We start from the raw sequence: 26,267 nt of genomic DNA on the forward strand, positions 1-26,267 counted from the left end.
ATGGCTATCGCAAATCCTCAAGGAGCGCGCGCGCCAGCTTGAGGTCCGCGGTGTCGAATCCTTCCGTGAAGCGGTCGTACACGAGAGCCAGCGCATGCCGGGCCTGATCGCGCTGCCCGCTTTCGGAGAGCAAGCGTGCCAGGACCGTCGTCGACCTCAGCTCCCAGGCGAGCGCAGATTGCGCGCGCGCGACAGCGAGCGCTTTGGTCAGGCAGTTCATGGCTGATTCACGGTCATGTTGTGCCGCGAGAACTTGCGATTTAATCCGAAGCAGTTCGGGAAAGTCAGATTCCACCCCACTATTTGTCGCGCGTGCAATGGCTCCATTGATCGTGAAAAGCGCCTGCTCGAATTGCCCGGTCTTGCGCAGGCCTTCCGCCAACGCGCCTATGAAGAGCGTGATCAGGACATTGTACTGCTGAGCACGCAGGGTCTCCAGCGCGCTCCGTAGCAAATCGAGACCGGCTTCCGGCTCATCGCGGGTGATGGCAAGCTCGCCCTTCAGCGCGATGCCGACAGCACGGTACCGTTCAAGCGAGTATCGTCCGGCATATGCGATCAGCTGCTCAATGAAGTCGCCGGTTCTTGGCAAATCACCGGTACACAGTGAGAACATCGAGGCATAAACCAGCGAAATGCAGATCGGAACTGGGTGATCTCGGCTCGCTGCTTCATCGATGGCCTTTTGCACGATTCTAAGCGCCTGATCGGAGAAGCCACGCAGCCACAAGATGCGGGCGAGGCCGACGAGCGCGCCGATGCCATAATCAAAACCAAAGAAGTTGGCGTTGAAGGTACCAAGCTCGATCGCGAGGGCGAAGCCGCGCTCACAATGGAGTTGTGCCGCGGCTTGGTTGCCCAGTAAGTGGTGAGCAAGGCCCAGCCTCCACTCCACCCAGACGGTGCCGGCCGGGTGCTTGGCAGCTTGCGCGATGACGCCGCCCTGTTCCGCGACCGCCAGGGCGCCGCGGATGTCGCCAAGCCCCGTTAAGAAGAGGTTCAGACCGAAGAGAAGGTGCAGTTGGCGCAGCCGATCCTCAAGAGCTTCCGCAAGCGCAAGTCCACGCTCGATTGCGACACGAACCTGGTCGCTGTATCCGCGGGTGTACATCGACGACTGCGCCAGCGCTTCCTGAAGGATCATCTCCTGTCTGGTGCCTCGGCTGGCGTCGTCGAGGGCGGCCAGCGCCCGTTCACACCAACCCCTGCATTCCTCGAGCAGCGACAGTCCGATGAACAGCGGCGCCGCCCAAGTGGCGAGTTCGATGCCGACCGCGACATCGCCACGGTCCGACAGCGCCCATTCGAGCGCGGCCCGCACGTTGCCGATATGCGGAGCGTATACCGAAAGATCATGCTCGCCGAACGTCGACTGGATGATCTCGTCGTGTTCGAGAAATTTGGAATAAAAGATCGCATGGCGCCGGGCGAAGCGATCCGCTTCGCCACGCTCCGCGAGTTTGGTAGCGGCGTAGGCGCGAGTGGTGTCGAGCAGCCGATAGTATGTCGATTCGTTGATGACGGTCGTGGATATCAAGGACTTGGCAACCAGGCTCGCGACTGCGTCGAAAACGTCTGCCTCATCCGCATCGTCTACCTCCGTCTCCGACGCAACGGAGCCGGCGGCCTGACGCGTGAAGTCCCCGACAAAGACTGACAGCCGGCACAGGACCACCTTCTCGCGCTCCGAAAGCAGGCTGTAACTCCAATCGAGCATCGCGTTCAGGGTCTCGTGCCGCGACAACGCGGTGCGACGGCCGTGCCAGAGCAAGCCGAAACGGTTGTCGAGCAGCTCCGCGGTTCCACGAATCCCAAGGGAGCCGACGCGACTGGCCGCGAGCTCAATGGCAAGTGCCACTCCGTCAAGCCGGCGGCAGCTCCAAGCGACGATCGGCGCATCGATATCGCTCAGCGCGGCGCCATAGCCACTCGCCGCCGCCCGCTCCATGAAAAGCTGAGCAGCGGGATACCGGAGCGCTTCCACGGCAGTCAGGCCGGCATCCTCGGGTGGACAATCAAGTGAATACAACAGGTGGACATGTTCACCTTCCACCCGGAGCGCTTCGCGGCTCGTCGCCAGGATGTGCGCTTGTGGTGCCTCGCCGACGACGCGTTCGGCCAGTGCTGCCGCAACGCCAATCACGTGCTCGCAATTGTCGAGTACGAGGAGAATCTTCTTGTCGCCAATAAAGGCCAGCAAACTAACGAGCGGGTCTTTGGTTTGCACCATGAACCCGAGTGCCGACGCCACCGCTGTCGGCACGAGCTGGGGATCGGTCAGCGCAGCCAGATCGATGAAGAACACCGCGTCATGGAATCCATCAATCAGCATATGAGCGACCGAGATTGCCACGGTCGTCTTTCCGACGCCGCCGGGCCCGACGATGCTGACGAAGCGCGACAACTGAAGTTGCTCAGCCAAGGATCGAACGGTGTCATCTCGACCGACCATCCGCGCTGGTCGAGGTGGCAGCTTTTGAACTCGTTCTGTGGCGGTGGTCCCAATGACCGGAACCGTTTGCTTGGCGCTCGAGTGTGCGACTGGCGCGACAAAACAATAACCGCGACCAGCAACATTTGATACGTATCGGGCCCCGTCTCTTCCGTCGCCAAGCGCCTTCCGGAGAGCCGCGATGTGAACGCGAAGATTGGCGTCCTCCACGGTTACATCCGGCCACACTCTTGAGATTAACTCCTTGTGAGTGACGACTTCTCCGGCCTGCTCGGTGAGTGCGATCAGGATGGCGAGCGCGCGGCCGCCGAGCGGTATCGCCTCGTCAGCCCGCTTGAGCAGTCTCTCGGCCGCAAACAGGCTGAAGGGGCCAAAAGAAAGCACGTCGTTGGGCTGTGAGTTGCGGCGATCATTCATACGCGTCGTCCGCGCTTTTATGGTGGCATCCGGACATCCGTGCACAGCGGAGGTCCCACCTAGAAACGTCACTTCCTTGAGCCGAACCAACCTTCGCGTACTCTACCGCGCAACCACCATCGCTTCAATGCAAGCGAACCGCGGCAAGGATCAAAAACGGACTTCTTTTGACCAGGAAATCTAGTTCCGGCGGTCGAGTCGCGCCTCGGCAATACTCAGCTCCGCTTGGTTCTGCGGCAGCGCGAGGCGACAGGGCACCGGTCGCTGGAATAGGAGATCACCCGCGGCGACGCGCGGTTTTGGATAGTCGGAATTTCGAGAACGGTGACGAGCAATTGGCGGCGAGTCCTGCTGGTGCCGGTAAACAAGCCCTGGCAATCGAAGCCCGACTCGCCTCCGATTCACATCATGAGCGACCGATCTCGCGCTCTCTTATCCGGAGTCCTCGCCCCTCTGTGCGGGAGGCTGACGCGAACACAGCACGTTGTGCCCGCCCCCAGCGCACGTTCGTCGCTCCTGCGAAAGTCCACACTCGTATGCGCGACCCTCTTCGCTCGGAGGCCAGGTTCCATGGCCGCTGCGCCAGCTGGTTATCGAGGGCCGCTGGATACGCAGACTCAGAACACGGGCGAGAAGAAAGTTCTCGTGGCGGCGGGATCCCTCGCTATTCCCGCATCTGATTTTCATTTTTTTACAGGATACAACGTGCCAAAGCGTCGGCCATCGACCATGTTCGCTGCGTGCAAGGCTCTCGCGAAAGCTATCACGGATGCGATCGATGACGACGTTGCGAGCACTGAGCATTGTAGCCAGCATGCTTGCGAAAATTCCCAAGTAGCCAACTCAAACTCTTCCAGTAGCCAACTCCAACTTTACGCAAAGGAGAACTTCCTTGAATAGCTCAGACGATCTTCGAAAAGTGTATTCAATCAACCGCCGTAGCTTCGTGAGCATGGTGGCTGCGGGGGCTGCAAGCACTCTTGTCCAGGGTAGCGCCGCTGCTGCGCCCGCGCCGAAAGCCCGAAACGTCGTCCTGGTGCACGGGCTGTTCGCCGACGGGTCATCCTGGTCCGAGGTGATCGCGCGATTGCAGAAGGCGGGTCTCAATGCCACTTCCGTGCAAAACCCCCTGACAACGCTGTCTGAAGCGGTAGCCTCGGCAGAGCGCGTGCTGGCGCGGCAGGATGGTCCGACTGTCCTGGTTGGACATTCCTTCTCCGGAATGATCGTGACAGAGGCAGGTATGCATCCGAACGTGTCGGCTGTTGTCTATGTGGCGGCGCGGGCACCGGATGCGGGCGAGGATTACGCGGCGCTGGCCAAGACATATCCGACGCCACCGGCATCCGCCGGGATTGTCTTCGACGGCGATGAAGGACGTCTTAGCGAGGCTGCGTTCTTGCGCGATTTCGCGGGCGACCTGCCGGAAGCGAAGGCGAAGGTCCTCTTTGCGGTTCAGGAGCCGTTCCAAAAGGCCCTGCTCGCGGGCAAGACGACGCATGCGGCCTGGCGTTCGAAGCCGAGTTTCTACGCCGTTTCGACGGAAGACCGGACGATCAATCCCGATCTCGAACGCTTCATGGCCAAGCGCATGGGCGCCAAGACGATCGAGGTGAAGGCGAGCCACCTTTCGCTGATATCCCAACCCGACGAGATCACACGCTTGATTCTGGAAGCCGCCGGACAGCCCGCTTAGCAAACGGGCGTCCACGTGCACGGGCTGTTCGCCGACGTGGTGCGGCGACAGTCCGGACGACCTCTCCTAAATTGGTGGATCCCGGCGAAGAAGGCATAAGTGCGATGGCTGATCTATATTCCACAAGAGTAACGGCGAGTGGAGGCCGTCGCGGTTCGATCCGAAGCGAAGACGGTCTGCTCGACCTCAAGCTCGCACTTCCCCGGGCCCTTGGCGGAAGGGGCGATGCGACCAATCCCGAACAACTTTTCGCCGGCGGGTATGCGGCCTGCTTTGAGAACGCGCTCCTCCATGTGAGCCTGGTTTCCGGCCACCACTTTGCCGATGACGATATCGGCGTCGCCGCCAGGATCGACCTCAGTCGAAACGGCATGGGAGGCTTCGGGTTGGCCGCCGCACTTGCCGTGGGCATTGCTGGCGTCGACCGACAGACCGCTGAACGGCTCGTCCAGGGTGCGCACGCTATCTGCCCGTACTCGAATGCGATCCGGGGCAATGTCGATGTGGCGATCTTCGTCTCGGTCCGGTGAGGTCGACCGATTGATTTCATACAACCTCCTCGGAAGAAGCCACGAGCAAAGGAGAGACTAGGAATGAAGAACTGGAATGCACAAAAGACTGCCCTGGCGGGACGCCTCGCCGACGGACGCAGGTACGCTTTTGAAGACAACGCCGAAATGGCGTCGCTAGGCGGTTGCGCAGGAGTTTGATGAGATGTCGGATGATCAGTCGGGAGAGACCGTTAGCAAAGGGCCATTGACGACCGCCGGGGTGATCATCCGGTTGGGTGCGATTGGCGTAGCCGTGCTCTGCGTCGCCGGCGCATTCGCTTACACGGGGGGCTGGCTTTCGCCCCGCCGGCTGACCGAAGACCGGATGTTGGCGGCTTTCATGGACGCTGAGGGGCTGCACCCCGGGTTTCGCCGAAATCACGCGAAAGGCGTCTGCGTCAGCGGGTGGTTCGACAGCAACGGACAGGCAGTCTTGTTCTCCGCGGCCACCGTGTTCAAGCCGGGCCGCACCGCCATCGTCGGCCGTTTCGGCCTCTCCGGCGCCAACGCGTTCCAGGCCGATCAGCCAGCAACCGTGCGCAGCATGGCCGTCCAGTTCCTGCTGCCCGGGGCCGGGGAATGGCGGATTACGGGGAACAACGAGGCGGTGTTTGGTGTGAACTCCGCGCAAGGTTTCCGCGACCAGATCCTCGCCTCCATCCCTGACCCGGCCACCGGAAAGCCTGATCCCGCCAAGGTCAAGACGTTCATGGCCGCCCACCCCGAGACCGTACGGGCCATGGCGGTCATCAAGCAAAGCCCGCCGACCCAGGGCTTCGCCGATTCAACTTTCAACAGTCTCAACGCCTTTCGTCTGGTCAACGCGGCCGGTGCGTCCATTCCGGTTCGCTGGGCCACCGTGCCCATGCAGCCCTTCGCCGCAGAGTCTGCGGCGCGGTCGGCATCGAACGACGAGAACTATCTCTTCGACGACCTAATCGAGCAGATTCACCTGCATCCGTTGCGATGGCTCCTGATGATCACCATTGGCCAGCCTGGAGACCCCACCGACGACGCGACGTTGCCCTGGCCTGCCGATCGGCAGCAAATCAACGCCGGCACTGTGACAGTTGACGAGGTGTCGAGTGAAGACACAGGGCCCTGCGCCTACGTCAATTACGACCCGCTGGTGTTGCCGTCCGGCATCGCGCCATCCGACGACCCGCTGCTAAGTGCTCGATCGGCGGCCTATTCGCGCTCCTTCACTCTTCGTGCCGGCGAGGAGGCGGAAAAGCCCCCGAGTGCGATCACGCGGCAGGACGTACAGGTAGGAAGCAAGTCATGACTGCAGACGCGGCGCGCTTCCCGATCCTGTCCCGGCTCCTGCACTGGCTGATGGCAGCGATGATCCTGGCGATGCTTTTCATCGGCATCGGCATGGTTGCCACGGTCTCCAGACGCTACGAGCTTCTGGTCTCGACCCACAGGCCGCTTGGGATCGCCATCCTCATCCTGGTAATCGTCCGCCTGGTGAATCGTCGCCTCAATCCGCCGCCAGCGCTGCCCGACACGGTCCCGCCCGTTCAGCGCTGGGCGGCCAAGGCCTCCCACATCCTGCTTTATGCCTCGATGGTCGCGATGCCGTTAGTCGGCTGGGGGATGCTTTCGGCTGAACGTTACCCGATCGTACTCTACGGGCCGCTTCAGCTACCCCCATTCCTGCCACACAACGTCGCGTTGTATGCGTGGTTGCGATCCCTGCACACCTATCTCGCTTATCTGCTCCTCTTCACGTTCCTCGCCCATTTCGGCGCAGCCCTTTTCCACGGCCTGATCCGCCGCGATGGAGTGTTCGAGAGTATGGCGTCATGGCGTAGCAGGGCATCGAAATGAGGCAAATCCAATGAAGAACTGGAACGCACAAAAGACCACCCTGGCGGAGCGTCTCGCCGACGGACGCGGGTACGCTTCGGGCAAGACTATCGAAGTCGAGGATCTGCCGAATTTCCTTGGAGCGGTGATTCGGCCCGGCGACCGCGTCTGTCTGGAAGGCGACAACCAGAAACAAGCGGACGTCCTCGCCGCTGCGCTTGCCAACGTCGATCCCGCCAGGATCCACGACCTTCATATGGTCCAGTCAGGTGTCGTGCTGCCCGAGCATCTCGATGTGTTCGAGAAGGGCATCGCGCGTAAGCTCGATTATTCCTATTCCGGACCGCAAGCAGCGCGCATCGCACGCATGCTCTTCGGCGGCAAAATCGAGCTCGGCGCCGTCCACACCTATCTCGAGCTCTTCGCCCGCTATTTCATCGACCTCACGCCGCAGGTAGCCCTGATCGCGGGCGTCAGCGCCGATCGCGACGGCAATCTCTATACCGGCCCCAACACGGAGGACACGCCGACGGTGGTGGAGGCGACCAGCTTCAAGAACGGGCTCGTCGTCGCGCAGGTGGCGGAGATCGTCGACAGGTTACCCCGCGTCGACATTCCGGGCGATCAGGTGCATTTCGTCGTCGAGGCGAAAAAGCCATTCTATGTCGAGCCGCTGTTCACGCGCGATCCGGCGGCGATCACTGAAGGCCAGATCCTCACCGCCATGCTGGCGATCAAAGGCATCTACGCGCGATACGGCGTCAAGCGGCTGAACCACGGCATCGGATTCAATACCGCCGCGATCGAGCTTCTGCTGCCTACTTATGGCGAGCGGCTGGGGCTGAAGGGCAAGGTCGCGACCCGCTTCGCGCTCAATCCCCACCCGGCGCTGATCCCTGCGATCGAGTCCGGCTGGGTGGAGCAAATCCACTCGTTCGGGTCGGAGGTCGGGATGGAGGACTATATCCGCGCCCGATCGGACATTTACTTCACCGGTCCCGATGGTTCGCTGCGCTCGAACCGCGCCTTCTGCCAGGTAGCCGGCCTCTATGCCTGCGACATGTTTATCGGCTCTACCCTGCAGATCGATCTGCAAGGAAATTCTTCGACCGTCACGACCTCGCGCATTGCCGGCTTCGGCGGCGCGCCGAACATGGGCTCCGACGCGCGGGGACGGCGCCACCCGAGCGAGCCTTGGTTGCAATCGGGCAAGGAGGCCGATCCCGACGGTCCGGCACCTCTGCGGCGAGGCCGCAAGCTGGTGGTGCAGATCGGCGAAACTTTTGGCGACAAGAACGTCCCGCTGTTTGTTGAAAAGCTCGACGCGCTGGCCCTGGCCGAGAAGCTGAACCTCGAACTCGCGCCGGTGATGATCTATGGCGACGACGTCACCCACATCGTCACCGAAGAAGGAATCGCCAATCTCCTGCTCTGCCGCGACAAGGACGAGCGGGAGCAGGCGGTCCGCGGCGTTGCCGGCTACACCGACGTCGGACGACGCCGGGATGCGAAGATGGTCCAGCGCCTGCGTGAGCAAGGCGTCATCCGCCGGCCCGAAGATCTCAAGATCGATCCGCTCGATGCGGACAGAAGCTTGCTCGCGGCGCGTTCCATCAAGGATCTGGTGCAATGGTCCGGCGGGCTCTATGCGCCGCCCTCCAAATTCCGCAACTGGTGAAAAGGAAGCTGCGATGGAAACTCTGAGCTATTGCCACAAGGCGCAAGAGCGCGCGGCTGGCTCCAAACCGCTTGCCATCATCGGCGTGGTCGCCTCCGGCAATCTGGAAGTGTTGGTGGAGCGGGTAATGCCCGATACGGAATGCCAGGTCGACATCAACACCGCGGCCGAAGGCTTCGGCGCGGTGTGGGAGGCGGTGGTTGCCGACTTCGTGGCGCGACGCTCGCCCGGCGGTCTCAAGCTTTCCATCAACGACGGGGGCGCGCGCCCGGACACGGTAGCTCTGCGGCTGGCACAGGCCGTCCGCTTGATCGAGGAGGACGACCGATGAACACTTCGAAACCCGAGGCGCCGGTTGTGCCGATCGTCGTAAATAGCAAGATCGTGAGCTGGTACGAGGCCTCCGCCCGCCGGCGGGTTCAACTGACGCTCGATGCCGGCAGCTTCCAGGAGTTCATCGGTCCGGAGCAGCGCGAGAGCAGCCCGCATTTGCCGGTGTTCGATCTTCCGGAACAGTTCGACGATGGCATCATCGTTGGCCGCGGCAGGATTGCAGGCAGATCGATATTCGTCGCCGCCCAGGAAGGGCGCTTCATGGGCGGCGCCTTCGGCGAGGTTCACGGCGCCAAATTGACCGGCCTGCTGCGTGCCGCACGTGACGCCACATCGTTGCCGGTGCTGATCCTGTTCGACACCGGTGGCGTTCGTCTGCAGGAAGCCAATGCCGGCGAACTCGCCATCGCCGAAATCATGCGCGCGGTCATCGAGGCGCGGGCCGCCGGCGTCAAGGTGATCGGCCTGATCGGCGGCCGCGCCGGCTGTTACGGCGGCGGCGGGCTGATCGCCGGTTGCTGTTCGGCGCTCGCCGTTTCCGAACAAGGCCGCATCAGTGTCTCCGGTCCCGAGGTCATCGAGACCAACCGCGGCGTCGAGGAGTTCGATTCCAGGGATCGCGCGCTGGTGTGGCGCACCATGGGCGGCAAGCACCGGCGGCTGCTCGGTGGCGCAGAGGCCTTCGTCGACGACACGGTCGAGAGCTTCCGCAACATCGCGCTGCATTTGATCGGCGCCGTACCAGAATTTGGCCCGGATGTCTTGAAAGCCGAGCAGGCTCGCCTGGAGCAACGCCTGGAACGCTTCGGCACATGCGCCGATGCGGTGGACATCTGGAGGGCTGAGGGCATCGCCGACACCGAAGCCGTGCCGGCCATGTCTGCAGCGGACTTCAACGATCTTTCCAATAAGGCCCGGGAGCCGCGCTATGACGCTCGATGACATTCTCATCTCGTTGTTTCCCAAAGGCCACGACGTCGCCAATGACAAAGGTGTGCTGCTGGGGTCCGCGCCTTTGCAGTCAGGCGGCAGCGCCGTAGTGATCGGCGTTGCCGGACGGACCCCGCTCGGCGTGGACGAGGCGATCCGCCTGTCGCGCCACGTGCTCGATGCGGTGGAGCAAGGCGGCGAAGATCCGATCCTGGTGCTGGTCGACAGCGACAGCCAGCGCATGAGCAAGCGCGACGAGCTTCTCGGACTGAACGAATATCTCGCGCACCTCGCCAAGTGCCTGATCTACGCCGACATGCAGGGCCGTCCGACCGTGGGTCTGCTCTATGGCCACTCCGCCGCCGGTGCCTTCCTTGCGACAGCAGCGCCGACCTGCGCCCTTGTGGCACTACCGGGGGCCGATCCGGCGGTGATGGACCTGCCTTCGATGTCCAGGGTGACCAAACTCTCTATCGACGTCCTCAAGGAGAAGGCGAAGTCCACGCCGGTTTTCGCTCCGGGGTTGGACAATATGGTTCAGACCGGCGCGGTGCTTGCGGTCTGGGACGAAAAAATTTCGTTGGCCGAACAATTGGAGAGCTTGCTCAAGGACGCTCGCAAGAGCGGAGATCAGCGAGATCTTCTCGGCAAAATTCGAAAAGGGCGTCCGAAGGCGGCCGAAATTGCGGAGCGGGTGCATGACCTCGCACTCCAATCGGCATAATCGGATGATCCGCCGTCACGATCTGGTTTTCGTGTCACCGGCAGCTTGGTGCTCCTTGCTGCAACGGCGTGACGATCTTGCCGGAGAGCCGCTGGTCGCCGAATGGGTCGATCGAGGCTGGCCTCTCATCGCACGGCGCGCCATGCATGGCGAGACGGACGGGCTGCCACTGGGTTTACCTTTGCCACCATACGCCGGCAAACGACGGCTCTCGGTCCTCATCCAGCCTGAAGCCATCGTTTCGACAGCACCGCCGCCCGAGTTGAACACCGCCATCAGCGTCGCACCGGATCGGTGGCAGCACACACTCGGCGAAGTGTTGAGCCTGGCTTCCCGGCATGGCGTGGAGGCGCGAATCTTCGGCAGTCTCGCGTGGTGCACACTCACAGGATTGGATTACCTAACTGACACTTCGGACCTCGATCTTCTGCTGCCGATCCACTGTGGCAGCGATCTTGTACGGCTGACTGCAGATATTGCTGCAATCGAAGCTACCGCGCCCATGCGCCTGGACGGCGAATTAATGCGTGATGACGGTGCGGGCGTGAACTGGCGTGAATTCTACAGTGGCGCGCGCGAATTGCTGGTCAAAACCACCGATGGTGTCACTTTGCTCGACGCAAACCTCTTTCACAGCAGCGAGATACAGTTATGACAGCCGCCCTGGAACGACACTCAAACCAGAGCCGCCCGTCCGAGGCGAGGTTTCCGAACTCTTATGAGGCAGAGGCCATCTCCGCCATTGCCGTCGAGTGTCTTCTGCGCGAGTTGGCGACTTGGCCTAAGCCCGGGCTTGTCAGCCATGTCGACTCCGGCAGCCATTCGGATATGAACTTTCGCACATTCCAGCGCAGCGCCACCGCGATCAAACCCTATCTACACGCCCTGGCAGAAGCCGGTGCCAAGGGTTGTGGCATGGGGCGTCTCAGGATCATCGGTCTTGAAGCCGAAGCTGCGATGTTTGCCGCGACCGGGGGCGTCAACACGCACCGGGGTTCCATCTTCGGGTTGGGCTTGCTTTGCGCGGCTGCCGGCGCCAAGGCAGCCGGGCTGGCGGATCGCACGATGCCGCTCGGCGACGTGGTGGTGAGGCTGTGGGGAAGGGATATCCTGGATGGGCCTGTGCTGCTGCACAGCCATGGTGACAAGGCACGCCGACATTATGGTGCTGGCGGTGCGCGAGTGGAGGCTGCTCAAGGTTTTCTGAGCGTCTATGAGATCGGTTTGCCTGCCCTGCAATGGGGCGCCCTGATCGCACCAGGCGACACAGAAGCAGCCCGCGCACAGGCCTGTTTCGCGTTGATCGCCTCTCTTGAGGACACCAACCTGCTGCACCGGGGCGGCATGCCCGGCCTACGCTATGCACAGAGCGCTGCCCGCGTTTTTCTTGATGATGGCGGCGTGGGTACACGCAACTGGCGCGAGCGGGCAAACATCGTCCACCAGTCGTTCATCGCACGCCGGCTCAGCCCGGGCGGGTCAGCAGACCTTCTCGCGATGACACTCTTCATTCAGGCTTGCGAAGCAGAGCTGCTCCCATGCCGCACGTGATCTTTATGGTGCTGGCGCCAATTTTCTTCGTCATGGCGCTCGGCTATGTCGCCGGGCGAATGCGCACCATTGACAACCATCATGTGGGCGAAATCAACGCCCTCATCATGGATTTTGCCCTGCCGGCCTCTCTGTTTGCGGCGACCGGCTCTGCCTCGCGCAGCGAGATGATGGCGCAAGGGCCGCTCTTCGCGATACTCGGCGCGGTCATGCTGATTATTTATCTGCTCTGGTATCTCGTCGAGCGTAAGGTCTTGAGAATATCCAGAGGTGAAGCTGCGCTGCAAGCTCTGACGGTGGCATTTCCAAACTGTGCGGGGATCGGACTGCCGATCGCGAGTACGGTCCTCGGCCCGACCGCGACCGTGTCCGTCGCGGTCGCTCTCGCGGCGGGTTCAATCCTGGTGACTCCGTTCACACTGTTGCTACTCGAACTGTCCGTCGGCAAGGAACAGAACGATGCCGAGACTTCGGCCGCACGGGTCCGCCGGGCTCTGTGGCACGCGTTGACCAAGCCCGTTGTCCTGGCCCCCGCGCTGGGGATCCTGCTCTCGCTGTCCGGATTGAATCTTGATTCCGTCGCGGGAGCCTCCCTCGATCTCATCGGACAGGCGGCGGGCGGTGTAGCGCTGTTCCTGACGGGCCTGATCTTGTCGGCCCAGTCGTTTCGACTGAATTGGAAGATCGTAACGGCGACCGGGACGGCTAACGTGGTCCGGCCCCTGCTGGTCGCCGTGATCGTTCACGTCCTTCCGGTTCCCCCAGAGATTGCCAAGGTATCGATTCTTCTGGCGGCTGGGCCGTCAGGTTTCTTCGGCATCCTGTTCGGGGTGAACTATCGCCTGAACTCCTCGGAAGTGGGCTCCATGGTGATCGCCAGCACGGTGTTCAGCATCTTAACGCTGGCGATAACCATCGGCATACTTTTTCCCTAATGAGGTGCTGTCGATGACCCTTGCCATCTTGTGCTCCGGACAGGGACCGCAGCACTCCAATATGTTCGCCTTGACCGGCGACGCACCGGAAGCCGCGAATCTCTTTGCTCACGCAGCGGCGCTGCTCGGCGGACGCGACCCACGCGAAATGGTTCAAACCAATACCGATGACGCTCTGCACCAGAACCGCGTCGGACAAATTCTCTTTACGTTGCAGGCGCTGGCCGCGACGGCGACCCTGCGTGATGCGTGGCCTCGCAGGCTGATCATTGCAGGTTACAGCGTCGGCGAAGTGGCGGCTTGGAGTGTCGCGGGCTTGATGGACGCCACGATAACCCTCGACCTCGTAGCGCAACGCGCCAACGCCATGGACGCGGCCAGCAGGCCCGGAGATGGCTTGCTGTTCGTCCGCGGCTTGTCTTACGTCGCTGTCGACGATCTGTGCAGTCGCCACGATGCAGCGATCGCCATCGTCAATCCCGGCGACGCCTACGTTCTCGGCGGCGCCGGTGTAGCGCTGGACGTCATAGCTGATGTCGCAAAACGGATGGGCGCTGCACGCGTCGTTCGGTTGGCGGTGAACGTGGCCTCTCACACCGCACGCCTGGCTGCGGCCTCGTCGGAGTTCCGCAAAGTCTTAGACCAAACTCCGACGAAACTTTCGCCGGACTTGAATGTGCGTCTCTTTAGCGGGATCGATGGCTCTCCTGTTGTCAACATCTCAGCCGGCTTGAACAAGCTGGCCAAACAGATCTCCCACACCGTCCAGTGGGCGCACTGCCTGGAAGGCTGTGTGGAAGCAGGAGCGAGCGCTTTCTTCGAACTCGGCCCTGGCCGGGCACTCAACGAAATGGCCGCCGGCGCCTATCCCGAAATCTCGGCCCGTAGCTTGGAAGACTTCAGAACACTGCAAGGCGCGCGTGCGTGGCTCGCGCGCGCATGCGCAAGTGTTGGTCATTGAACACGTGTCCCTGTCGCAAAACCTCATGCGACTAGCGATCAGCTGCGAATCGGGTGAAGCTTCTGCCCGATGATCGAGCTTTGCAAACTGATCTGGTGCGGGCTGATTGGATTGTTCCGATCACGAGCCTCGCTGGAAATCGAGATCCTGGTGCTTCGCCACCAACTCAATATCCTGCGACGCAAGTCGCCGAAACGGCCGATCCTCGGAAGGATCGATCGCTTGGTATTCGTGGGGCTCTATGGCCTGGTTCCTGATGTGCTGAGCGTCTTGGCAATTGTCAGACCAGAAACCGTTATTCGTTGGCACCGCGCAGGTTTTCGATTGTATTGGCGATGGAAATCGCGGCCCCATGGCGGTCGCCCAAAGCTGCCTGTGGACGTTAGGCAGTTGATCCGAGACATTGGCATCGCCAACCCACTCTGGGGCGCTCCAAGGATTCACGGCGAACTCCTCAAGCTTGGCATCGAGGTCGGGCAGACGACGGTTGCCAAGTACATGGTTCGGGGGAGCTCCGAGCCAGGGATGGAAGACGTTTCTTCGCAACCATGCTGACGGCGTTGCGTCGATGGACCTGTTTGTGGTTCCGACGATCTCATTCCGACTGCTCTACGGATTTTTGATTCTGCACCATGATCGCCGTGAAATCGTATGGATTGGAACGACCGCGCAGCCCAATGCCGATTGGATCGCTCGTCAGCTCACTGAGGCATTCGGATGGGAGGACGCGCCGCGATATATCATTCGTGACCGAGATCGCGCTTATGGCGATATTGTCGTCCGGAGACTTCGGGCGATGGGCATCCGGGATCGTCCAACTGCGCCGCAATCGCCGTGGCAGAACGGATATTGTGAAAGGCTGATCGGCTCGATCCGACGGGACTGCCTTGACCATGTCGTCGTATTTGGCGAGCAGCATCTTCGGCACTTACTTCGATCTTACGCAAACTACTACAATCAGGCCCGGACGCACCTATCCTTGAATAAAGACTCTCCGATAACCCGCCCCATCGAGACCGTCGGCCGTATTCTGCCCGTGCCAATCCTGGGCGGATTGCACCACCAATACGTCCGCATCTAGTTTCCGACAGGGACAGGGCCAAGACGGCTGCGAACGTACGCAGCATCGGGGTTCCAAAGAACGCCGAGTCGCGAGAGGTTCGGAAGTGCTTGCTTGAGTAGCCCAAGTCGCTTTCCGAAGATGTCACCGCCTGTGTCCATCGTGAGGCCAGTGATGTTCCCGCCCGGTCGTGCAAGGCTGGCGACGAAACCTGCATTTATTGGATCGACGCTGTTGGGAATTACGATCGGGATAGTCGTCGAAACCTCCATGACTGCGACCGCGTTTGGATTGCCACCGGCGACAACGACGTCGACGTCGAGCCGGACCAGGTCTGCGGCGAGGGCAGGCAGTCGCTCCATTTTGCCCTCAGCGAAGCGGTACTCGACCACTAGGTTCTCGCCAACGCGATAGCCCAAGCGCTGTAAGCCATCCTCGAAAGCGCGAATGTGAGGAAGCTGTTGCTCCCGCGAGCTAATCATAAGATAGCCTACCCGGAAGACCCGTCCTGCCGGTGACTGCGCACGTGCCACGAGCGGCCACGCCGTTGGGAATGGGAAACCAGCCCTGATGAAGAGGTCTGGTCGGAACCAACTTTTGCTCACCAGGAGTGCCGGGTTTGAGGGAAACCGCCCCCGGTACGGACTTCAGAGCTTGAAAGATGCGGACTCCGCACTCGGGACAGAACACGCCCGTATGGCAACGCTAGTCGCCGACCTCATCCTCAGCGGCACGCGATCATTTGCAGAAGGCCGCAAGCGCATTAAGCGGTATCTTTAGATAATGCCGGCCGTCGTCATCGGCGGGAGGCATACGTCCTCCTGCGATATTCACCTGTAAAGCGTGCAGAATGAGCTTCGGCATCGGTAATGTTGCGTCGCGCGCGTGGCGAAGGGCAACGAACTCCGCTTCGCAGCGCCCCTCGGCAAGGTGAATGTTCTGGGCGCGCTGGCGAGCCACGGTGCTTTCCCAGGCGGGAGGGCGACCTCCAGGCATGTAGTCATGGCCCGTGAACAGGCGTGTCTGATCGGGTAGCGCCAGGATGCGTTCGATCGTACGCCAGAGCGCGCGTGCGTCGCCGCCGGGAAAATCGCAACGCGCCGTGCCGAAATCGGGCATTAAAAGCGTGTCATGGATGAAGGCTGCCTCGCCCACGACGTAGGTGACCGACGCCTGCGTATGGCCGGGAGAGAACAGGACGCGCGCCTCCAGATCGCCGATGTGGAAGATATCGTCATCAGCGAACAGCTGGTCCCATTGTGAGCCGTCCGTCCTAAAAGCTGGCGGCAGATTATAAATCTCCTTCCAGAGTCGCTGCACGTTCGTGACGCGCTCTCCGATCGCCGTCTTCGCGCCCGTCCTCTCCTTGAGATACGCTGCTGCAGAAAAGTGATCGGCATGGGGATGGGTATCGAGAATCCATTCGACCGTGAGGTTCCGCTCGCTCACGAAGGCAAGCAGGGCGTCGGCCGAAGACGTGGCCGTCGCTCCGGACTTTTCGTCATAGTCGAGCACCGGATCAACAAGCGCGCAACGTCCGGTGCAGGGATCAGAGACCACATATTGCACGCTGCAACTGTACGGGTCGAAAAAGCTGTTAACCTGGGGTTCGCGGACAAAATGGCCGCGGATCGATGGCGATTGGACGTGGCTGCTCATGCGTCTCTTTCTTCGGCTCCCCGTGTCTTTCAATTCAAGTTTTGTCGACCGCGCCGGTCCAGTCTTTGAAGCCACCGAGATTGTAGACATCGTCGTAACCCATATCTTTGAGCAGCCGGCCAGCGAGGGCTGCTCGTCCGCCCGAGACGCAATACAGGATTACGGTTTTTCCCTTTTCAAAATTCTTGTCGTGATAGGAGGATTCCGGGTCGGCGCGGAATTCCAACATGCCGCGTGACACGTTGACGGCTCCGGCGATCTTTCCGCTTGCGGCGACCTCAGGCGCGTCACGTACATCAAGGACAAGGGTGTTGCCATTCGCCATCATGCCGGCGGCATGTTCTGGCGTGATTTTCGGAACAGTGGCGTTCGCAGCTTCCAGCATCTGTTTGACGCTTGTCGTCATCTTGATCTCCTCCACGTTGCCGTGTTCGCTACGATATTTTGGCGAGGGATGCGGCCAGTTCGTTCGGCAGGTCCACCATGACATCATGCCCGCTGGGGAGCTTGATGACGTCCCATCCCGGTGCTCCGGTATATTTCCTGGCGAAGTATCGGAACGGACTAGGGTCCCAGCCATCGGCCAGGATGTAGTGGCGGCGCTTCACGTTCTCGATCTTGCCCGATAGCAAGACCGGCATCTCGAAGGTGGCAAGCGCCTGCGGGACGCAGCGCCGGTTCACCCATTCGCGATTTTCAGGCGAGACGTGAAGCATTTCCGCCGTGAGCGGTTGCGTCATCCCGCTATTCTTTTCCAGGGCTGCGCTGTGAAAGCCGCCGATGAATTGTGCGGCCACCGCCGGCTCGACCGCCTTGTGCAGCAGCGCCATCAGAGACTCACCGTCGTCAGGTACGAACGCATCAAGATAGACAAGTGCTTTGATACGGTCGGCCATCCGGTCGGCCAGACCCGTTATCACCATGCCGCCGTAGGAATGGCCGACGAGAATGATGTCGCTGATTTCCTCGGCCTCGATGCAGCCCGCGACGTCGCGAATGTGGGTTTCGAGGCTGATGTTTTGATCCGCGTGATGAGCGCGTTCGCCGACGCCGGTATGGGTTGGTGTGAAAACCTCGTGCCCCATCCTGCGCAGCGCTGCCGCGGTGTGACGGTAGCACCAGCCGCCGTGCCAGGCGCCGTGAACGAGAACAAACGTCTTTTTTACCGTATCCATCATCATCACTCCCGGGGTGTTGCTGGTTGCGGGCCCTCGCATGGAAACTGATTGAAGCCTTCTAGGAGATCGCCGCTCGATACACGACCAGAAATCGTCGCCCCGGGCCTGGAAATCAAGTTTGTATTCCGTACTTGGCGAAAGGCCCGTTCGGATCGACTGGAAGCCGCCTGTTTCGCTTGAAAGCGCGAGGCTTCGACCACACATCCAGGGCTCGGTTTTTCCAGGATTAGTACGGAAAACACACCTGTTGCTTGACGCCAACGTGACTAGATCGAACCCATGATCCGATACGGTCAGTTTTGTCCCGTCGCAAAGACGGCTGAGATCTTCGGCGATCGATGGTCGCCGCTGATCGTCCGCGAGCTATACTATGGCCCCCGGTCCTTTGGTGATTTCCTGGCGGCCATTCCGCTGATCTCCAGAACCATGCTGTCACAACGCCTGAAGGAATTGGCGGTCGCCGGCGTCGTTCATCCCGATACGAAGGAAAAGGGTCGAGGCCACATCTATGCGCTGACGGAAGCCGGGGAGGCGTTTCGGCCAATGATCGAGATGATGGGCGAATGGGGGCTCAAGTGGGGGCAGGGTCTGGTCGGCCCCGACGATCTCGATTCAAAGTTGCTGATAGGGGGAATACGCCAGCACATCGATCGCAAGGATATTCCAGCGCAGGAATTTGTTCTGCGCTTCGATTTCAGGGGCATCCCCAAGGGCAGCCGCAATCCGCGCCATTGGTGGCTGCTGATTCGGCAAGACGAGATCGAGGTGTGTCTGAAAGATCCCGGGCAGAATCTCGATGTCATGATCGAGGCCGATCTGGGTGCCTTTACGAAGGTCTGGACGGGCTATTCCCGTCTTGAGGAGGCCCTCGCGCGACGGCTCATTACGTTCCGCGGCACCGGGTCTGCAATTGCTCGAATGCACCGGATGCTGAAATTGACCGACGAGATCGTACTGCGGAACCTCGGAACCGTGCCGCTGACTAATGCTCAGCCGGCTGTGGTGCGAGCGAAGTGACTAGGCGGGCTGCCAACCTCCCGGCGAAAGGCGGTGCTGAAGGCGCTTGCCGACTGATAGCCGATTGCGGCGGCAACGGACTCCAAGGGGGGAGCGTCGCGCTGGAGCATGGCTTTGGCGAGGGCCATGCGCCATTCCATCAGATATTGCATCGGGGGCACGCCGACCTTCTGACTGAAACGCTCGCTGAAGACTGAGCGGGATAGACCCGCCTCCCTGGCGAGTTCCTCCACTGACCATGCGTGAGCCACGTCGCTATGGAGTCGCCTCAGGGCGCGGGCGAGAAGCGGATCAGCGAGCCCCACAAGGAGGCCGTGTTGTCCGATGGCTTCCACGCCTTCGGCGCGGAACCGCAGAGCCTCCACGAGCAGAACCTCGATGAGACGATCGACGACGAGATCGCGGCCCGGTCGGTCGGCGAGTGCCTCCTCGACGATCGAGTCAATCGTGCGCTTAAGTCGCCCCGCGGCGGGATCGGAAGCCCGGATATGGACAAGAGCCGGCAGCAGACCGCCGAGCAGGCTGCGGTTGGCGGAGTCCAATTCGAAATAACCACCGAGCTGCTTGAACTCCGCCTCGAGATCTGGATCACCGTATCGGACCCCGCTGGCCTGACAGTCCAACGACCCCCGCGCATCGATTGAGACGACTTCGCATGCGAGGTCGCTGGCGATCGTGAAGCCTGGGTTGGAAGGCACCAAGACGAAATCGCCTTTGGCGAGACGTATGGGTTTGTGGTCATCCACTGCGAGCCAGCACTCGCCGATCAGCACGAGGCCAAAGCCGGCAAAATTCATTCGCGAGCGACGTACGGCCCAACGTCCGGCCCCTTCGATAACCTTCGTTCCGACCGCGCGAGGGCGCAGCAAGGTGATTACGTCGGCAAGTGGTTCCATGTTCCGGACGGTCTATAATGGATTGCGGACGGACAATTATAGGCAGTCCTGCTGCGGGCAGCTAGCTTTCCATCGCGATCTCGCTAAAGGATGGAAATGCATGAAAACAGTTCTAATTACTGGTAGCTCGTCGGGCTTCGGCAAAGCGACCGCACAACTCTTCCTGGACAACGGCTGGAACGTCATTGCGACGATGCGCCGGCCACAAGACGGCCTCTTCAGCGCAAGCTCGAACAATCTGCGCGTGATTGCGCTCGACGTGACGGATGCGCAGAGCGTCCGGGCGGCTGTCGGCGAAGCGATCAATGCCTTCGGTAGCGTCGACGTCCTCGTCAACAATGCCGGCTTCGGGGTGTTCTTGCCGCTCGAAACGACCTCGGACGAAATGATCCGCCGCTTGTTTGAAACCAATACGCTTGGCACCATCGCGATGGTCCGCGCAATCGTCCCTCACATGCGCGAGCGCGGTTCGGGTGCGATCGTCAACGTGACATCCAGCGTAGTCTTCAATCCCTCGCCTCTGGTTTCGGCGTATACTGCTACCAAAACAGCTATCGAGGGCTTCTCGGAGGCGCTTTATCATGAGCTCGCGCCGTTTGGCATCCATGTGAAGTTGGTGGAGCCCGGTTACGGACCGGACACCAGGTTCCGAACGACCATGATCGCGTTCAACGATGCGAGCTCGTTTCCGGCGCCCTACCAGCCGCAGCTAGACGCCCGGTTGAGCAATCTCCCCGAACTCACAACGACTCTCGAAGATGTTGCCAACGCGGTACTTCGGGCGGCGAACGACACCGGCGCACCCCTCCGATACCCTGCCGGAGCGGATTCGGTGGCCAGCGCGAAGATGCGGGCTGGATTGAGCGAAGATGATTTCCTGGCGTCGAAACGCCAAACCTACGCCGTGCCATAGCAATAGCCGTCGAACACTCGTCATCGCTCGCCGGTAACGAGCAGATCGCTGGCACTACTGCGCTTGGACGCCTCGGCGAAGCGGACGACGTTGGCACGCGAGAGCGACTGTGCTTTCGGATGATTTCCGGTGGGTGACGGGACAGCATATCGAGGCTTCCGGTGCTGCCAGGTTGTCTGTCGGGAGCTAATGCGAAAGAGGCCGCGAGCAGCTTCAAGAGCGCGGAAAGGGAGAATGAGGCGCCGTCCAAGGCGGCACACGGAAAGCGCTCGCGAAAAAGTCGCTGAGCGCCTTCACGGCTGCGGGTAGATGTCGGCCGGGCGCGTAGACGATGTGAACCCAGCGCTCAATGGGCTTGTATTGGGTCAGGACTGCAACCAGCCGACCAGCCGCAACATCCGGACCGACGATGAAGCTTGGAAGCTGTACAAGACCGAAGCCCTCGATGGCCAAAGCAAGAAGCATCTCGGCATTGTTGGACCGATAAGGCGTCCGACTCAACCGAAGTACGATGTCGCTTTTCCCGCCGTCCGTTTGAAAGCCCCAACCTTCGCCCGTCCATTGGTATTCGTAACCGATGCAAACGTGACCCATGAGGTCATCAAGCACTGCCGGGTGCCCGTGCTTGGCAAAATAGGATGGCGAGCCACAAACGAGAACGTCGACGGGGGCAAGCTTACGCGCGATCAAGCTTGAGTCCGGCAGCTTGCCAATGCGAAGCGCCGCATCAAAACGGCCCTGGACGAGATCAATCACGTTGTCATCGCACACGAGATCGATTTCGAGCCCCGGATGGCGACGGATCAGCTTCGGCAAGAGTGGGGCGACGTACCGCTCGCTGAAGGCGACAGGGGCGGTGAAACGAACAAGGCCTGTGGGCTGTCCGGAGCGTGCGGACAAGGCGCGCTCAGCCTCATCAAGGGCGCGAAGGATAGTCGTTGCCTCATCGTAGAAAATGCGTCCCGATTCGGTGAGAGCAACGCGGCGTGTCGTGCGGTGGAGCAGCCGCGCACCAAGCCGCCGCTCCAGAGCATTCACATGCTTGGAGACCATGGCGGGCGATAGCCGAAGCGATCGGGCGGCAGCCGTGAAACTACCTTCGTCCACGACCCGCACGAACGCTTCGAGACTAGCCAGGCGATCCATGTCGGCAGCGTAGATTATTTACTCACAGTGTCCAATGTGTTTCCGCGACGATGGTTTATCCGGGGAACGAGATAGAAGATGTTCAGCGTGCTGAGTAATTACATCGCTGGTGGGCGCCAATTGAAGCCTCTAATGGAGTAGTCGGCATGGATCAGTCTTACGAAAATACGCCCGAAACGGTGGTCAGCATATCGAAGGTTCAAGATTTTCGACGCGCACATCTGCCTTGGGGGGAACAGTCGCACATCCGTCTCTCCGGGGCAGAAACCGGCGGCGCGTTCGGCGTGTTCGATTATCAGGCACCGGCCGGATTTATTGTCCCGAGGCATGTTCATCATCGGGAGGATGAGATCCTGCGCGTCGTGCGTGGTCGCGCCGTCTTCTGGACGCCTCAACTCAGCGGCTCGATTGAGGTCGGCGATGTCGTCAAACTTCCGAAGGGTATCGAACATGCCTGGCGTCACTTTGGGGATGAGCCGATTGGCTTCCTCTGCGACGTGGTGCCTGCGGGTTTTGAGACGTTTTTTGCTGCAACCGAAGCAGCGAACCTCACGGAAGATGATATCCCAGGACGTTCCCGCATCGCGCTTCAATTCGGTATCGAGATCACGGGACCCGGCCTAAGTGACAAGAATGTCCAGGACATCCTCCAAGGTCGCCATCCCTCCGCAGAAGAGATCGGACTCTGAGGCAGCTCCAGCAGCTTGCTGAAGAAAACCTCTAGCGGCACGGCATGTGGGAGAGAACGTGTGACCTTTGGCTTCGGAGGGCAACGCTAACCAACCCCGCTGTCCACCGCCGACGGAATTGAAGGGTTGGGCCAGCACCTGGATGACCCACGACGGATCCTATGAAAACGTTTGGAGGCGAAACACCAGCTTTCGGCCGTAGCTCAAATGGTGGGTTTTGGTCCAGGAAAGTCGAAAATCCTTTATCTTTCAATGGGAGTTGACTGACTCCCTCTCCGCCATATCTGATTGAAATCATAAGTGAATTTCAGTCTTCGGTAGTTGGCCTCCGGAGCGGACCTTTAGGCTGGCAGGCAGCGTAATCCGTTCTGAAATTCGGTCGAGTGCCGAATTCAATCGCGCTTTTCTTTTGTATCTGCACCCTTCATGCCAACGAGATATCGCGCCCAGACCTATTGGTACAGGTCGACTACGTGCGTGTCGTAGATTTGGATATTGGGGCGAGCAAATCGGACAACCTGCGCGGTCAGCGTGGTCAGCATTTCGCTCGGGCAGAACTCGAGCATGCAACGGTGGGCTCATGTAGGAATGGCTATGGAAGACATTGAGTCTGCTGGCCGTCCGGCAGCGGATCGCTAAACAACAACACCAAGGTCGGGGGTTAAGGTTGTTTCCCCGTTACCCGGCGCGACGATTTGCTACGCCGATCTACGCTCTCGTGCGATCCAGCATCTCGCTAGCTGTCCTCAAATCCGTGCCCATCGCGCGATGTTTCTCCGAGGCCATGCGGGAGCGATCCTTCGGCACCATCGAAGCCGCCCTCGATCGCCCGTCACGTCACTGCGCCGACAGGTCGACGATATCGGCGACTCGCAGTTCACGCCTCAGTTGTTTCGGAAACGAATGGGTGAGTGATAAGTCCCCGCTCAGGTTCGGCCTTGCCTTTAATGCCCACTTGCGGTGAGTCCCGATCACGAAATTTGTAATCACGACGCCGTGACCATGTAACTTTGATCCTCAGCGACGCGGACTTCTCCATGTGCACCGGGATAGCCGCTGCACTCACATTTTATTGGAGAACTTCATGTCAGTCAGAACTAAAGTTACGACAGCGCTGCTCGCGAGCGCCGTCACGACCGCACTCGCCTCGGCCTCATTCGCCGCTCCCTTGACGAAGGCTGAGATGGACGCCGCGACTGCAGCCCACAAGGAAAAGTGCTTCGGCGTCGCGCTCAAGGGACAGAACGATTGCGCGGCTGGACCGGGGACCACTTGCCAGGGGACCTCGACGATGGATTTTCAGGGCAATTCCTGGAAGTTCGTCCAGCACGGGACCTGCGCTTCCATTCAAGTACCTGGCGGCAAGACCGGCTCGCTGACTGCCCTGTAATTCGACAACGATCTGATGGAAAGCGGGGCAGCCGATGAATGCGATGATGAAATTTGCGGACCGGCAAGGATCCGCTGTGCTCCGCTTTCCAGCTCACTCCATCGTGGGTTTGGCGGGCACCAGCTTCAAGCCCGAACATCTCAGCGAAATTCTCGCCGAGCGACCACGGCATGGCTTCTTTGAGGTTCATGCTGAAAATTACATGGGATCGGGCGGGCCACCTCACCACGCACTCGAAAATATCCGACGCGATTATCCGGTTTCGCTGCACGGCGTCTGCATGTCGGTCGGCGGCCCCCAGCCGATCGACTTAGCCCATCTCGGACGGCTCGCCTCACTGGTCGAACGCTATGAGCCGGCGCTTGTCTCAGAACATCTGGCGTGGTCGACTCACGGCACAACCTATTTCAACGACCTTCTACCGCTTCCCTACACGGTGACGACGCTTGCGCGGGTCGCCGACCACCTCGATCAGGTTCAGGAGACGATTGGCCGGCCCATTCTGCTGGAAAATCCATCCACTTACGTGTTGTTTCGCGAATCCACGATGAGCGAGACCGATTTCATTCGCGAATTGACCAGACGGTCAGGCTGCGGGCTGCTGCTCGATATCAACAACGTCTTCGTGTCCGCCACTAACCAAGGCTTCTCGGCGCTCGACTACCTCGCCGATTTTCCGCTCGATCGGGTCGGGGAAATTCACCTCGCGGGGCATGCCGAACAGACCGACGACGACGGCGAACGTCTTCTGATCGACAGCCATGACGGCCCCGTTGCCGATGCGGTGTGGACGCTGTTCGACATCGTCGCCGGCCGGTGCGGGCCGATTCCGACTCTGGTGGAGTGGGACAGCAAGATTCCCGATTGGTCCGTGCTCAAAGCTGAAGCCATCGCGGCGCAAGCGATTTTGGATCGTCACGCACAGGCCTTCGCGGGCGGAGCGACCTGTGCTGCCCGCTGATCCCTCGCAAAGCAGCGGAGCGAGGCCAGACTATGGAGCGCTGTTCTCCGCAGGCTTGCTCGATCCGAAACAGGCCACGCCCGACGGCGTGGCTGGCCCCAACGGGAAGACGGCAGCTAAACGCTACAACATTTACCGCAATAACGTCACGGTCAGCCTGATCGAGGCGTTGGGCTCGATCTATCCAGCTGTCCAACGCATCACGGGCGCGGAGTTCTTTCGAGCCATGGCGCGGTTCTACGTGCGTGCCAACCCGCCATGCTCCCCGTTGCTGTTCGAATATGGCAGCGATTTCCCCGATTTCGTCGCACGATACCAGTATGCGCAATCGTTGCCCTGGTTGACGGACGTGGCCCGGATCGAGCGAGCATGGCTGGACTGTTATCATGCGGCCGACGCCGAAACTCTGAGCGCAGCGGTCCTGGGATCCGTCCCGGCTGCCAGGCTGGCGGACCTGATGTTCGTGCCACACCCGGCCGTTCGGCTCGTGTGTTCGCGTTTTTGTGCAGTTTCGATTTTCTCAGCCTATCGCGACGAGGGGCGACCGGAGCCAGACCACGCTGCCGATGCTGAGGATGCGCTGATCACCCGACCCGGCCTGGACGTCGCGGTCCGGCACCTTCCCGCGGGCGCATCGACTTTCCTCGCCCGGTTGATCGAAGGAGCCCCGCTTGGCGTCGCTGTGTCAGCTGCGCTGGAGGTGACCCCAAGCTTCGACCTCCCCGCCAATCTTGCCGGCATGATTGATGCCGGTGTTTTCACGACAATCAAGGATGGAGATCCACGATGGTGATGACCGATCAACCGGCGAACGGAAGCCTTCGCCAAAATGTTGTGGCGCTGGTGGATTGGGCGATCGAGATCGTCCGATTGATCGCGCATCCGGATATCGTCCAACTCGTCACGCGAGTAGCCTTGGCCGTCCCGTTCTGGAAATCCGGTATCCTGAAATGGACCGGTTTTCTCCAGCTCAGCGACACCGCGGTGACGCTATTCACCGACGAATTCATGCTCCATCTGCCTGGCGGACCTTATCCCTTTCCGGCGCCGACCGTTTTTGCGTTCCTGTCCGGATCGGGCGAGATCATGTTTCCGATCCTGCTTGTCCTCGGGCTGGCGACGCGTTTCGCGGCACTAGGCCTTCTATTCATGACGATCATCGTGGAATTGACCGTGCCCGACGGCTGGCCAATCCACATCACCTGGGCCGCGATGGCGCTTGGCATCATGGCCTGGGGACCCGGACGCGCCTCGATCGACCATGCGATCGGTCGTGGATTGGAAAAGCTGTGAGCAGGCATGTTCATTCGAGCTGCCT

Annotated in this window: 30 protein-coding genes; 22 read left to right on the forward strand and 8 right to left on the reverse strand. The window is 60.7% G+C overall.

Translation table 11 applies throughout. The annotated features are described in order from the left end of the window. Positions 1-4 precede the first annotated feature (4 nt). Positions 5-2,869, reverse strand: coding sequence for a winged helix-turn-helix domain-containing protein (locus tag NL528_RS42850; protein ID WP_309180366.1), 2,865 nt, complete (start codon positions 2,867-2,869; stop codon positions 5-7). A 570-nt stretch (positions 2,870-3,439) separates the two neighbouring features. Here NL528_RS42850 and NL528_RS42855 point away from each other — a divergent pair. The 14 genes from NL528_RS42855 to NL528_RS42920 all read left to right on the forward strand — a co-directional run bounded on the left by NL528_RS42855 (position 3,440) and on the right by NL528_RS42920 (position 14,595). After that, positions 3,440-3,769 carry a hypothetical protein gene (locus NL528_RS42855; RefSeq protein ID WP_309180367.1) on the forward strand — a complete coding sequence of 110 codons (330 nt, stop codon included), beginning with the start codon at positions 3,440-3,442 and terminating at the stop codon, positions 3,767-3,769. A gap of 52 nt (positions 3,770-3,821) precedes the next feature. Next, on the forward strand, positions 3,822-4,565 hold the full coding sequence (locus tag NL528_RS42860; RefSeq protein ID WP_309185241.1) for an alpha/beta hydrolase: 744 nt from the start codon (positions 3,822-3,824) through the stop codon (positions 4,563-4,565). 104 nt (positions 4,566-4,669) lie between these two features. Beyond that, a complete protein-coding gene (locus tag NL528_RS42865; protein WP_309185243.1) occupies positions 4,670-5,095 on the forward strand; it encodes an organic hydroperoxide resistance protein in 426 nt (141 codons plus the stop codon). 184 nt (positions 5,096-5,279) lie between these two features. Further along, the gene (locus NL528_RS42870; RefSeq protein WP_309180368.1) at positions 5,280-6,401 is read left to right on the forward strand and encodes a catalase family peroxidase; all 1,122 of its coding nucleotides are present in this window, start codon (positions 5,280-5,282) and stop codon (positions 6,399-6,401) included. After that, a complete protein-coding gene (locus NL528_RS42875; protein ID WP_309180369.1) occupies positions 6,398-6,949 on the forward strand; it encodes a cytochrome b in 552 nt (183 codons plus the stop codon). The genes NL528_RS42870 and NL528_RS42875 overlap by 4 nt, the downstream gene beginning before the upstream one ends. A 10-nt stretch (positions 6,950-6,959) precedes the next feature. Next, complete coding sequence (mdcA, locus tag NL528_RS42880) at positions 6,960-8,606, forward strand: malonate decarboxylase subunit alpha (protein WP_309180370.1); 1,647 nt, start codon at positions 6,960-6,962, stop codon at positions 8,604-8,606. A 13-nt stretch (positions 8,607-8,619) separates the two neighbouring features. Beyond that, positions 8,620-8,937, forward strand: coding sequence for a malonate decarboxylase acyl carrier protein (gene mdcC, locus NL528_RS42885; RefSeq protein WP_309180372.1), 318 nt, complete (start codon positions 8,620-8,622; stop codon positions 8,935-8,937). Continuing rightward, positions 8,934-9,881 (forward strand): biotin-independent malonate decarboxylase subunit beta, encoded by a 948-nt coding sequence (locus NL528_RS42890; protein ID WP_309180373.1) that lies wholly within the window; start codon positions 8,934-8,936, stop codon positions 9,879-9,881. The genes mdcC and NL528_RS42890 overlap by 4 nt, the downstream gene beginning before the upstream one ends. Beyond that, positions 9,868-10,593 carry a biotin-independent malonate decarboxylase subunit gamma gene (gene mdcE / locus NL528_RS42895; RefSeq protein WP_309180374.1) on the forward strand — a complete coding sequence of 242 codons (726 nt, stop codon included), beginning with the start codon at positions 9,868-9,870 and terminating at the stop codon, positions 10,591-10,593. Before NL528_RS42890 ends, mdcE begins: the two co-directional genes overlap by 14 nt. Then, complete coding sequence (mdcG, locus tag NL528_RS42900) at positions 10,568-11,248, forward strand: malonate decarboxylase holo-[acyl-carrier-protein] synthase (RefSeq protein WP_309180375.1); 681 nt, start codon at positions 10,568-10,570, stop codon at positions 11,246-11,248. The genes mdcE and mdcG overlap by 26 nt, the downstream gene beginning before the upstream one ends. Next, positions 11,245-12,144 carry a triphosphoribosyl-dephospho-CoA synthase MdcB gene (gene mdcB, locus NL528_RS42905; RefSeq protein WP_309180376.1) on the forward strand — a complete coding sequence of 300 codons (900 nt, stop codon included), beginning with the start codon at positions 11,245-11,247 and terminating at the stop codon, positions 12,142-12,144. The genes mdcG and mdcB overlap by 4 nt, the downstream gene beginning before the upstream one ends. Then, entirely contained in the window at positions 12,132-13,079 is a 948-nt protein-coding gene (locus NL528_RS42910; RefSeq protein ID WP_309180377.1) for an AEC family transporter, read from the forward strand. Before mdcB ends, NL528_RS42910 begins: the two co-directional genes overlap by 13 nt. A 13-nt stretch (positions 13,080-13,092) precedes the next feature. Then, positions 13,093-14,040: an acyltransferase domain-containing protein gene (locus tag NL528_RS42915; RefSeq protein WP_309180378.1), complete on the forward strand. Its 948-nt coding sequence runs from the start codon at positions 13,093-13,095 to the stop codon at positions 14,038-14,040. A gap of 69 nt (positions 14,041-14,109) precedes the next feature. Further along, a complete protein-coding gene (locus NL528_RS42920) occupies positions 14,110-14,595 on the forward strand; it encodes a hypothetical protein (RefSeq protein ID WP_309180379.1) in 486 nt (161 codons plus the stop codon). Positions 14,596-14,635: 40 nt separating this feature from the next. On the opposite strand, the gene NL528_RS42925 is transcribed toward NL528_RS42920, so the two are convergent. After that, complete coding sequence (locus NL528_RS42925; RefSeq protein WP_309180380.1) at positions 14,636-14,968, reverse strand: hypothetical protein; 333 nt, start codon at positions 14,966-14,968, stop codon at positions 14,636-14,638. On the opposite strand from NL528_RS42925, the gene NL528_RS47415 reads away from it, so the two are divergent. Next, positions 14,900-15,121, forward strand: coding sequence for a hypothetical protein (locus NL528_RS47415; protein ID WP_375144110.1), 222 nt, complete (start codon positions 14,900-14,902; stop codon positions 15,119-15,121). The genes NL528_RS42925 and NL528_RS47415 overlap by 69 nt on opposite strands. On the opposite strand, the gene NL528_RS42930 is transcribed toward NL528_RS47415, so the two are convergent. From NL528_RS42930 to NL528_RS42945, 4 genes are all read right to left on the reverse strand, one after another. Beyond that, positions 15,118-15,492, reverse strand: coding sequence for an ABC transporter substrate binding protein (locus NL528_RS42930; RefSeq protein WP_309180381.1), 375 nt, complete (start codon positions 15,490-15,492; stop codon positions 15,118-15,120). The two genes, NL528_RS47415 and NL528_RS42930, sit on opposite strands and share 4 nt — an antisense overlap. Positions 15,493-15,838: 346 nt before the next feature. After that, positions 15,839-16,759: an MBL fold metallo-hydrolase gene (locus NL528_RS42935; protein WP_309180382.1), complete on the reverse strand. Its 921-nt coding sequence runs from the start codon at positions 16,757-16,759 to the stop codon at positions 15,839-15,841. 34 nt (positions 16,760-16,793) lie between these two features. After that, positions 16,794-17,165: a rhodanese-like domain-containing protein gene (locus NL528_RS42940; protein WP_309180383.1), complete on the reverse strand. Its 372-nt coding sequence runs from the start codon at positions 17,163-17,165 to the stop codon at positions 16,794-16,796. Between the two features lie 28 nt (positions 17,166-17,193). After that, positions 17,194-18,198 (reverse strand): alpha/beta hydrolase, encoded by a 1,005-nt coding sequence (locus NL528_RS42945; protein ID WP_309180384.1) that lies wholly within the window; start codon positions 18,196-18,198, stop codon positions 17,194-17,196. 18 nt (positions 18,199-18,216) lie between these two features. On the opposite strand from NL528_RS42945, the gene NL528_RS42950 reads away from it, so the two are divergent. Beyond that, the gene (locus NL528_RS42950) at positions 18,217-18,954 is read left to right on the forward strand and encodes a helix-turn-helix domain-containing protein (RefSeq protein WP_309180385.1); all 738 of its coding nucleotides are present in this window, start codon (positions 18,217-18,219) and stop codon (positions 18,952-18,954) included. Here NL528_RS42950 and NL528_RS42955 read toward each other — a convergent pair. Then, a complete protein-coding gene (locus tag NL528_RS42955) occupies positions 18,927-19,850 on the reverse strand; it encodes an AraC family transcriptional regulator (RefSeq protein ID WP_309180387.1) in 924 nt (307 codons plus the stop codon). The genes NL528_RS42950 and NL528_RS42955 overlap by 28 nt on opposite strands. Here NL528_RS42955 and NL528_RS42960 point away from each other — a divergent pair. Continuing rightward, the gene (locus tag NL528_RS42960) at positions 19,849-20,763 is read left to right on the forward strand and encodes an SDR family oxidoreductase (RefSeq protein ID WP_309180389.1); all 915 of its coding nucleotides are present in this window, start codon (positions 19,849-19,851) and stop codon (positions 20,761-20,763) included. The two genes, NL528_RS42955 and NL528_RS42960, sit on opposite strands and share 2 nt — an antisense overlap. Before the next feature lie 213 nt (positions 20,764-20,976). Here NL528_RS42960 and NL528_RS42965 read toward each other — a convergent pair whose 3' ends face one another. Further along, entirely contained in the window at positions 20,977-21,909 is a 933-nt protein-coding gene (locus tag NL528_RS42965) for a LysR family transcriptional regulator (RefSeq protein WP_309180391.1), read from the reverse strand. 146 nt (positions 21,910-22,055) lie between these two features. Here NL528_RS42965 and NL528_RS42970 point away from each other — a divergent pair, with 146 nt between their 5' ends. From NL528_RS42970 to NL528_RS42990, 5 genes are all read left to right on the forward strand, one after another. Further along, the gene (locus NL528_RS42970) at positions 22,056-22,598 is read left to right on the forward strand and encodes a cupin domain-containing protein (RefSeq protein WP_309180392.1); all 543 of its coding nucleotides are present in this window, start codon (positions 22,056-22,058) and stop codon (positions 22,596-22,598) included. 1,084 nt (positions 22,599-23,682) lie between these two features. After that, entirely contained in the window at positions 23,683-23,988 is a 306-nt protein-coding gene (locus tag NL528_RS42975; protein ID WP_309180393.1) for a DUF2282 domain-containing protein, read from the forward strand. Positions 23,989-24,022: 34 nt separating this feature from the next. Further along, positions 24,023-24,949: a DUF692 domain-containing protein gene (locus NL528_RS42980; RefSeq protein ID WP_309180394.1), complete on the forward strand. Its 927-nt coding sequence runs from the start codon at positions 24,023-24,025 to the stop codon at positions 24,947-24,949. Continuing rightward, positions 24,936-25,742, forward strand: coding sequence for a DNA-binding domain-containing protein (locus NL528_RS42985; RefSeq protein ID WP_375143955.1), 807 nt, complete (start codon positions 24,936-24,938; stop codon positions 25,740-25,742). Before NL528_RS42980 ends, NL528_RS42985 begins: the two co-directional genes overlap by 14 nt. Continuing rightward, the gene (locus NL528_RS42990; protein ID WP_309180395.1) at positions 25,736-26,242 is read left to right on the forward strand and encodes a DoxX family protein; all 507 of its coding nucleotides are present in this window, start codon (positions 25,736-25,738) and stop codon (positions 26,240-26,242) included. Before NL528_RS42985 ends, NL528_RS42990 begins: the two co-directional genes overlap by 7 nt. The last annotated feature ends 25 nt before the right edge of the window (positions 26,243-26,267 follow it).

This window comes from Bradyrhizobium sp. Ash2021 (genome assembly GCF_031202265.1).
Taxonomy (GTDB): domain Bacteria; phylum Pseudomonadota; class Alphaproteobacteria; order Rhizobiales; family Xanthobacteraceae; genus Bradyrhizobium.

Bases quoted from the DNA above. Each gene is read 5' to 3' on its own strand.
- NL528_RS42850 (WP_309180366.1), bottom strand. From the start codon at position 2,869: ATGAATGATCGCCGCAACTCACAGCCCAACGACGTGCTTTCTTTTGGC.
- NL528_RS42855 (WP_309180367.1), top strand. From the start codon at position 3,440: ATGGCCGCTGCGCCAGCTGGTTATCGAGGGCCGCTGGATACGCAGACT.
- NL528_RS42860 (WP_309185241.1), top strand. From the start codon at position 3,822: ATGGTGGCTGCGGGGGCTGCAAGCACTCTTGTCCAGGGTAGCGCCGCT.
- NL528_RS42865 (WP_309185243.1), top strand. From the start codon at position 4,670: ATGGCTGATCTATATTCCACAAGAGTAACGGCGAGTGGAGGCCGTCGC.
- NL528_RS42870 (WP_309180368.1), top strand. From the start codon at position 5,280: ATGTCGGATGATCAGTCGGGAGAGACCGTTAGCAAAGGGCCATTGACG.
- NL528_RS42875 (WP_309180369.1), top strand. From the start codon at position 6,398: ATGACTGCAGACGCGGCGCGCTTCCCGATCCTGTCCCGGCTCCTGCAC.
- mdcA (WP_309180370.1), top strand. From the start codon at position 6,960: ATGAAGAACTGGAACGCACAAAAGACCACCCTGGCGGAGCGTCTCGCC.
- mdcC (WP_309180372.1), top strand. From the start codon at position 8,620: ATGGAAACTCTGAGCTATTGCCACAAGGCGCAAGAGCGCGCGGCTGGC.
- NL528_RS42890 (WP_309180373.1), top strand. From the start codon at position 8,934: ATGAACACTTCGAAACCCGAGGCGCCGGTTGTGCCGATCGTCGTAAAT.
- mdcE (WP_309180374.1), top strand. From the start codon at position 9,868: ATGACGCTCGATGACATTCTCATCTCGTTGTTTCCCAAAGGCCACGAC.
- mdcG (WP_309180375.1), top strand. From the start codon at position 10,568: ATGACCTCGCACTCCAATCGGCATAATCGGATGATCCGCCGTCACGAT.
- mdcB (WP_309180376.1), top strand. From the start codon at position 11,245: ATGACAGCCGCCCTGGAACGACACTCAAACCAGAGCCGCCCGTCCGAG.
- NL528_RS42910 (WP_309180377.1), top strand. From the start codon at position 12,132: ATGCCGCACGTGATCTTTATGGTGCTGGCGCCAATTTTCTTCGTCATG.
- NL528_RS42915 (WP_309180378.1), top strand. From the start codon at position 13,093: ATGACCCTTGCCATCTTGTGCTCCGGACAGGGACCGCAGCACTCCAAT.
- NL528_RS42920 (WP_309180379.1), top strand. From the start codon at position 14,110: ATGATCGAGCTTTGCAAACTGATCTGGTGCGGGCTGATTGGATTGTTC.
- NL528_RS42935 (WP_309180382.1), bottom strand. From the start codon at position 16,759: ATGAGCAGCCACGTCCAATCGCCATCGATCCGCGGCCATTTTGTCCGC.
- NL528_RS42940 (WP_309180383.1), bottom strand. From the start codon at position 17,165: ATGACGACAAGCGTCAAACAGATGCTGGAAGCTGCGAACGCCACTGTT.
- NL528_RS42950 (WP_309180385.1), top strand. From the start codon at position 18,217: ATGATCCGATACGGTCAGTTTTGTCCCGTCGCAAAGACGGCTGAGATC.
- NL528_RS42960 (WP_309180389.1), top strand. From the start codon at position 19,849: ATGTTCCGGACGGTCTATAATGGATTGCGGACGGACAATTATAGGCAG.
- NL528_RS42955 (WP_309180387.1), bottom strand. From the start codon at position 19,850: ATGGAACCACTTGCCGACGTAATCACCTTGCTGCGCCCTCGCGCGGTC.
- NL528_RS42965 (WP_309180391.1), bottom strand. From the start codon at position 21,909: ATGGATCGCCTGGCTAGTCTCGAAGCGTTCGTGCGGGTCGTGGACGAA.
- NL528_RS42970 (WP_309180392.1), top strand. From the start codon at position 22,056: ATGGATCAGTCTTACGAAAATACGCCCGAAACGGTGGTCAGCATATCG.
- NL528_RS42975 (WP_309180393.1), top strand. From the start codon at position 23,683: ATGTCAGTCAGAACTAAAGTTACGACAGCGCTGCTCGCGAGCGCCGTC.
- NL528_RS42980 (WP_309180394.1), top strand. From the start codon at position 24,023: ATGAATGCGATGATGAAATTTGCGGACCGGCAAGGATCCGCTGTGCTC.
- NL528_RS42990 (WP_309180395.1), top strand. From the start codon at position 25,736: ATGGTGATGACCGATCAACCGGCGAACGGAAGCCTTCGCCAAAATGTT.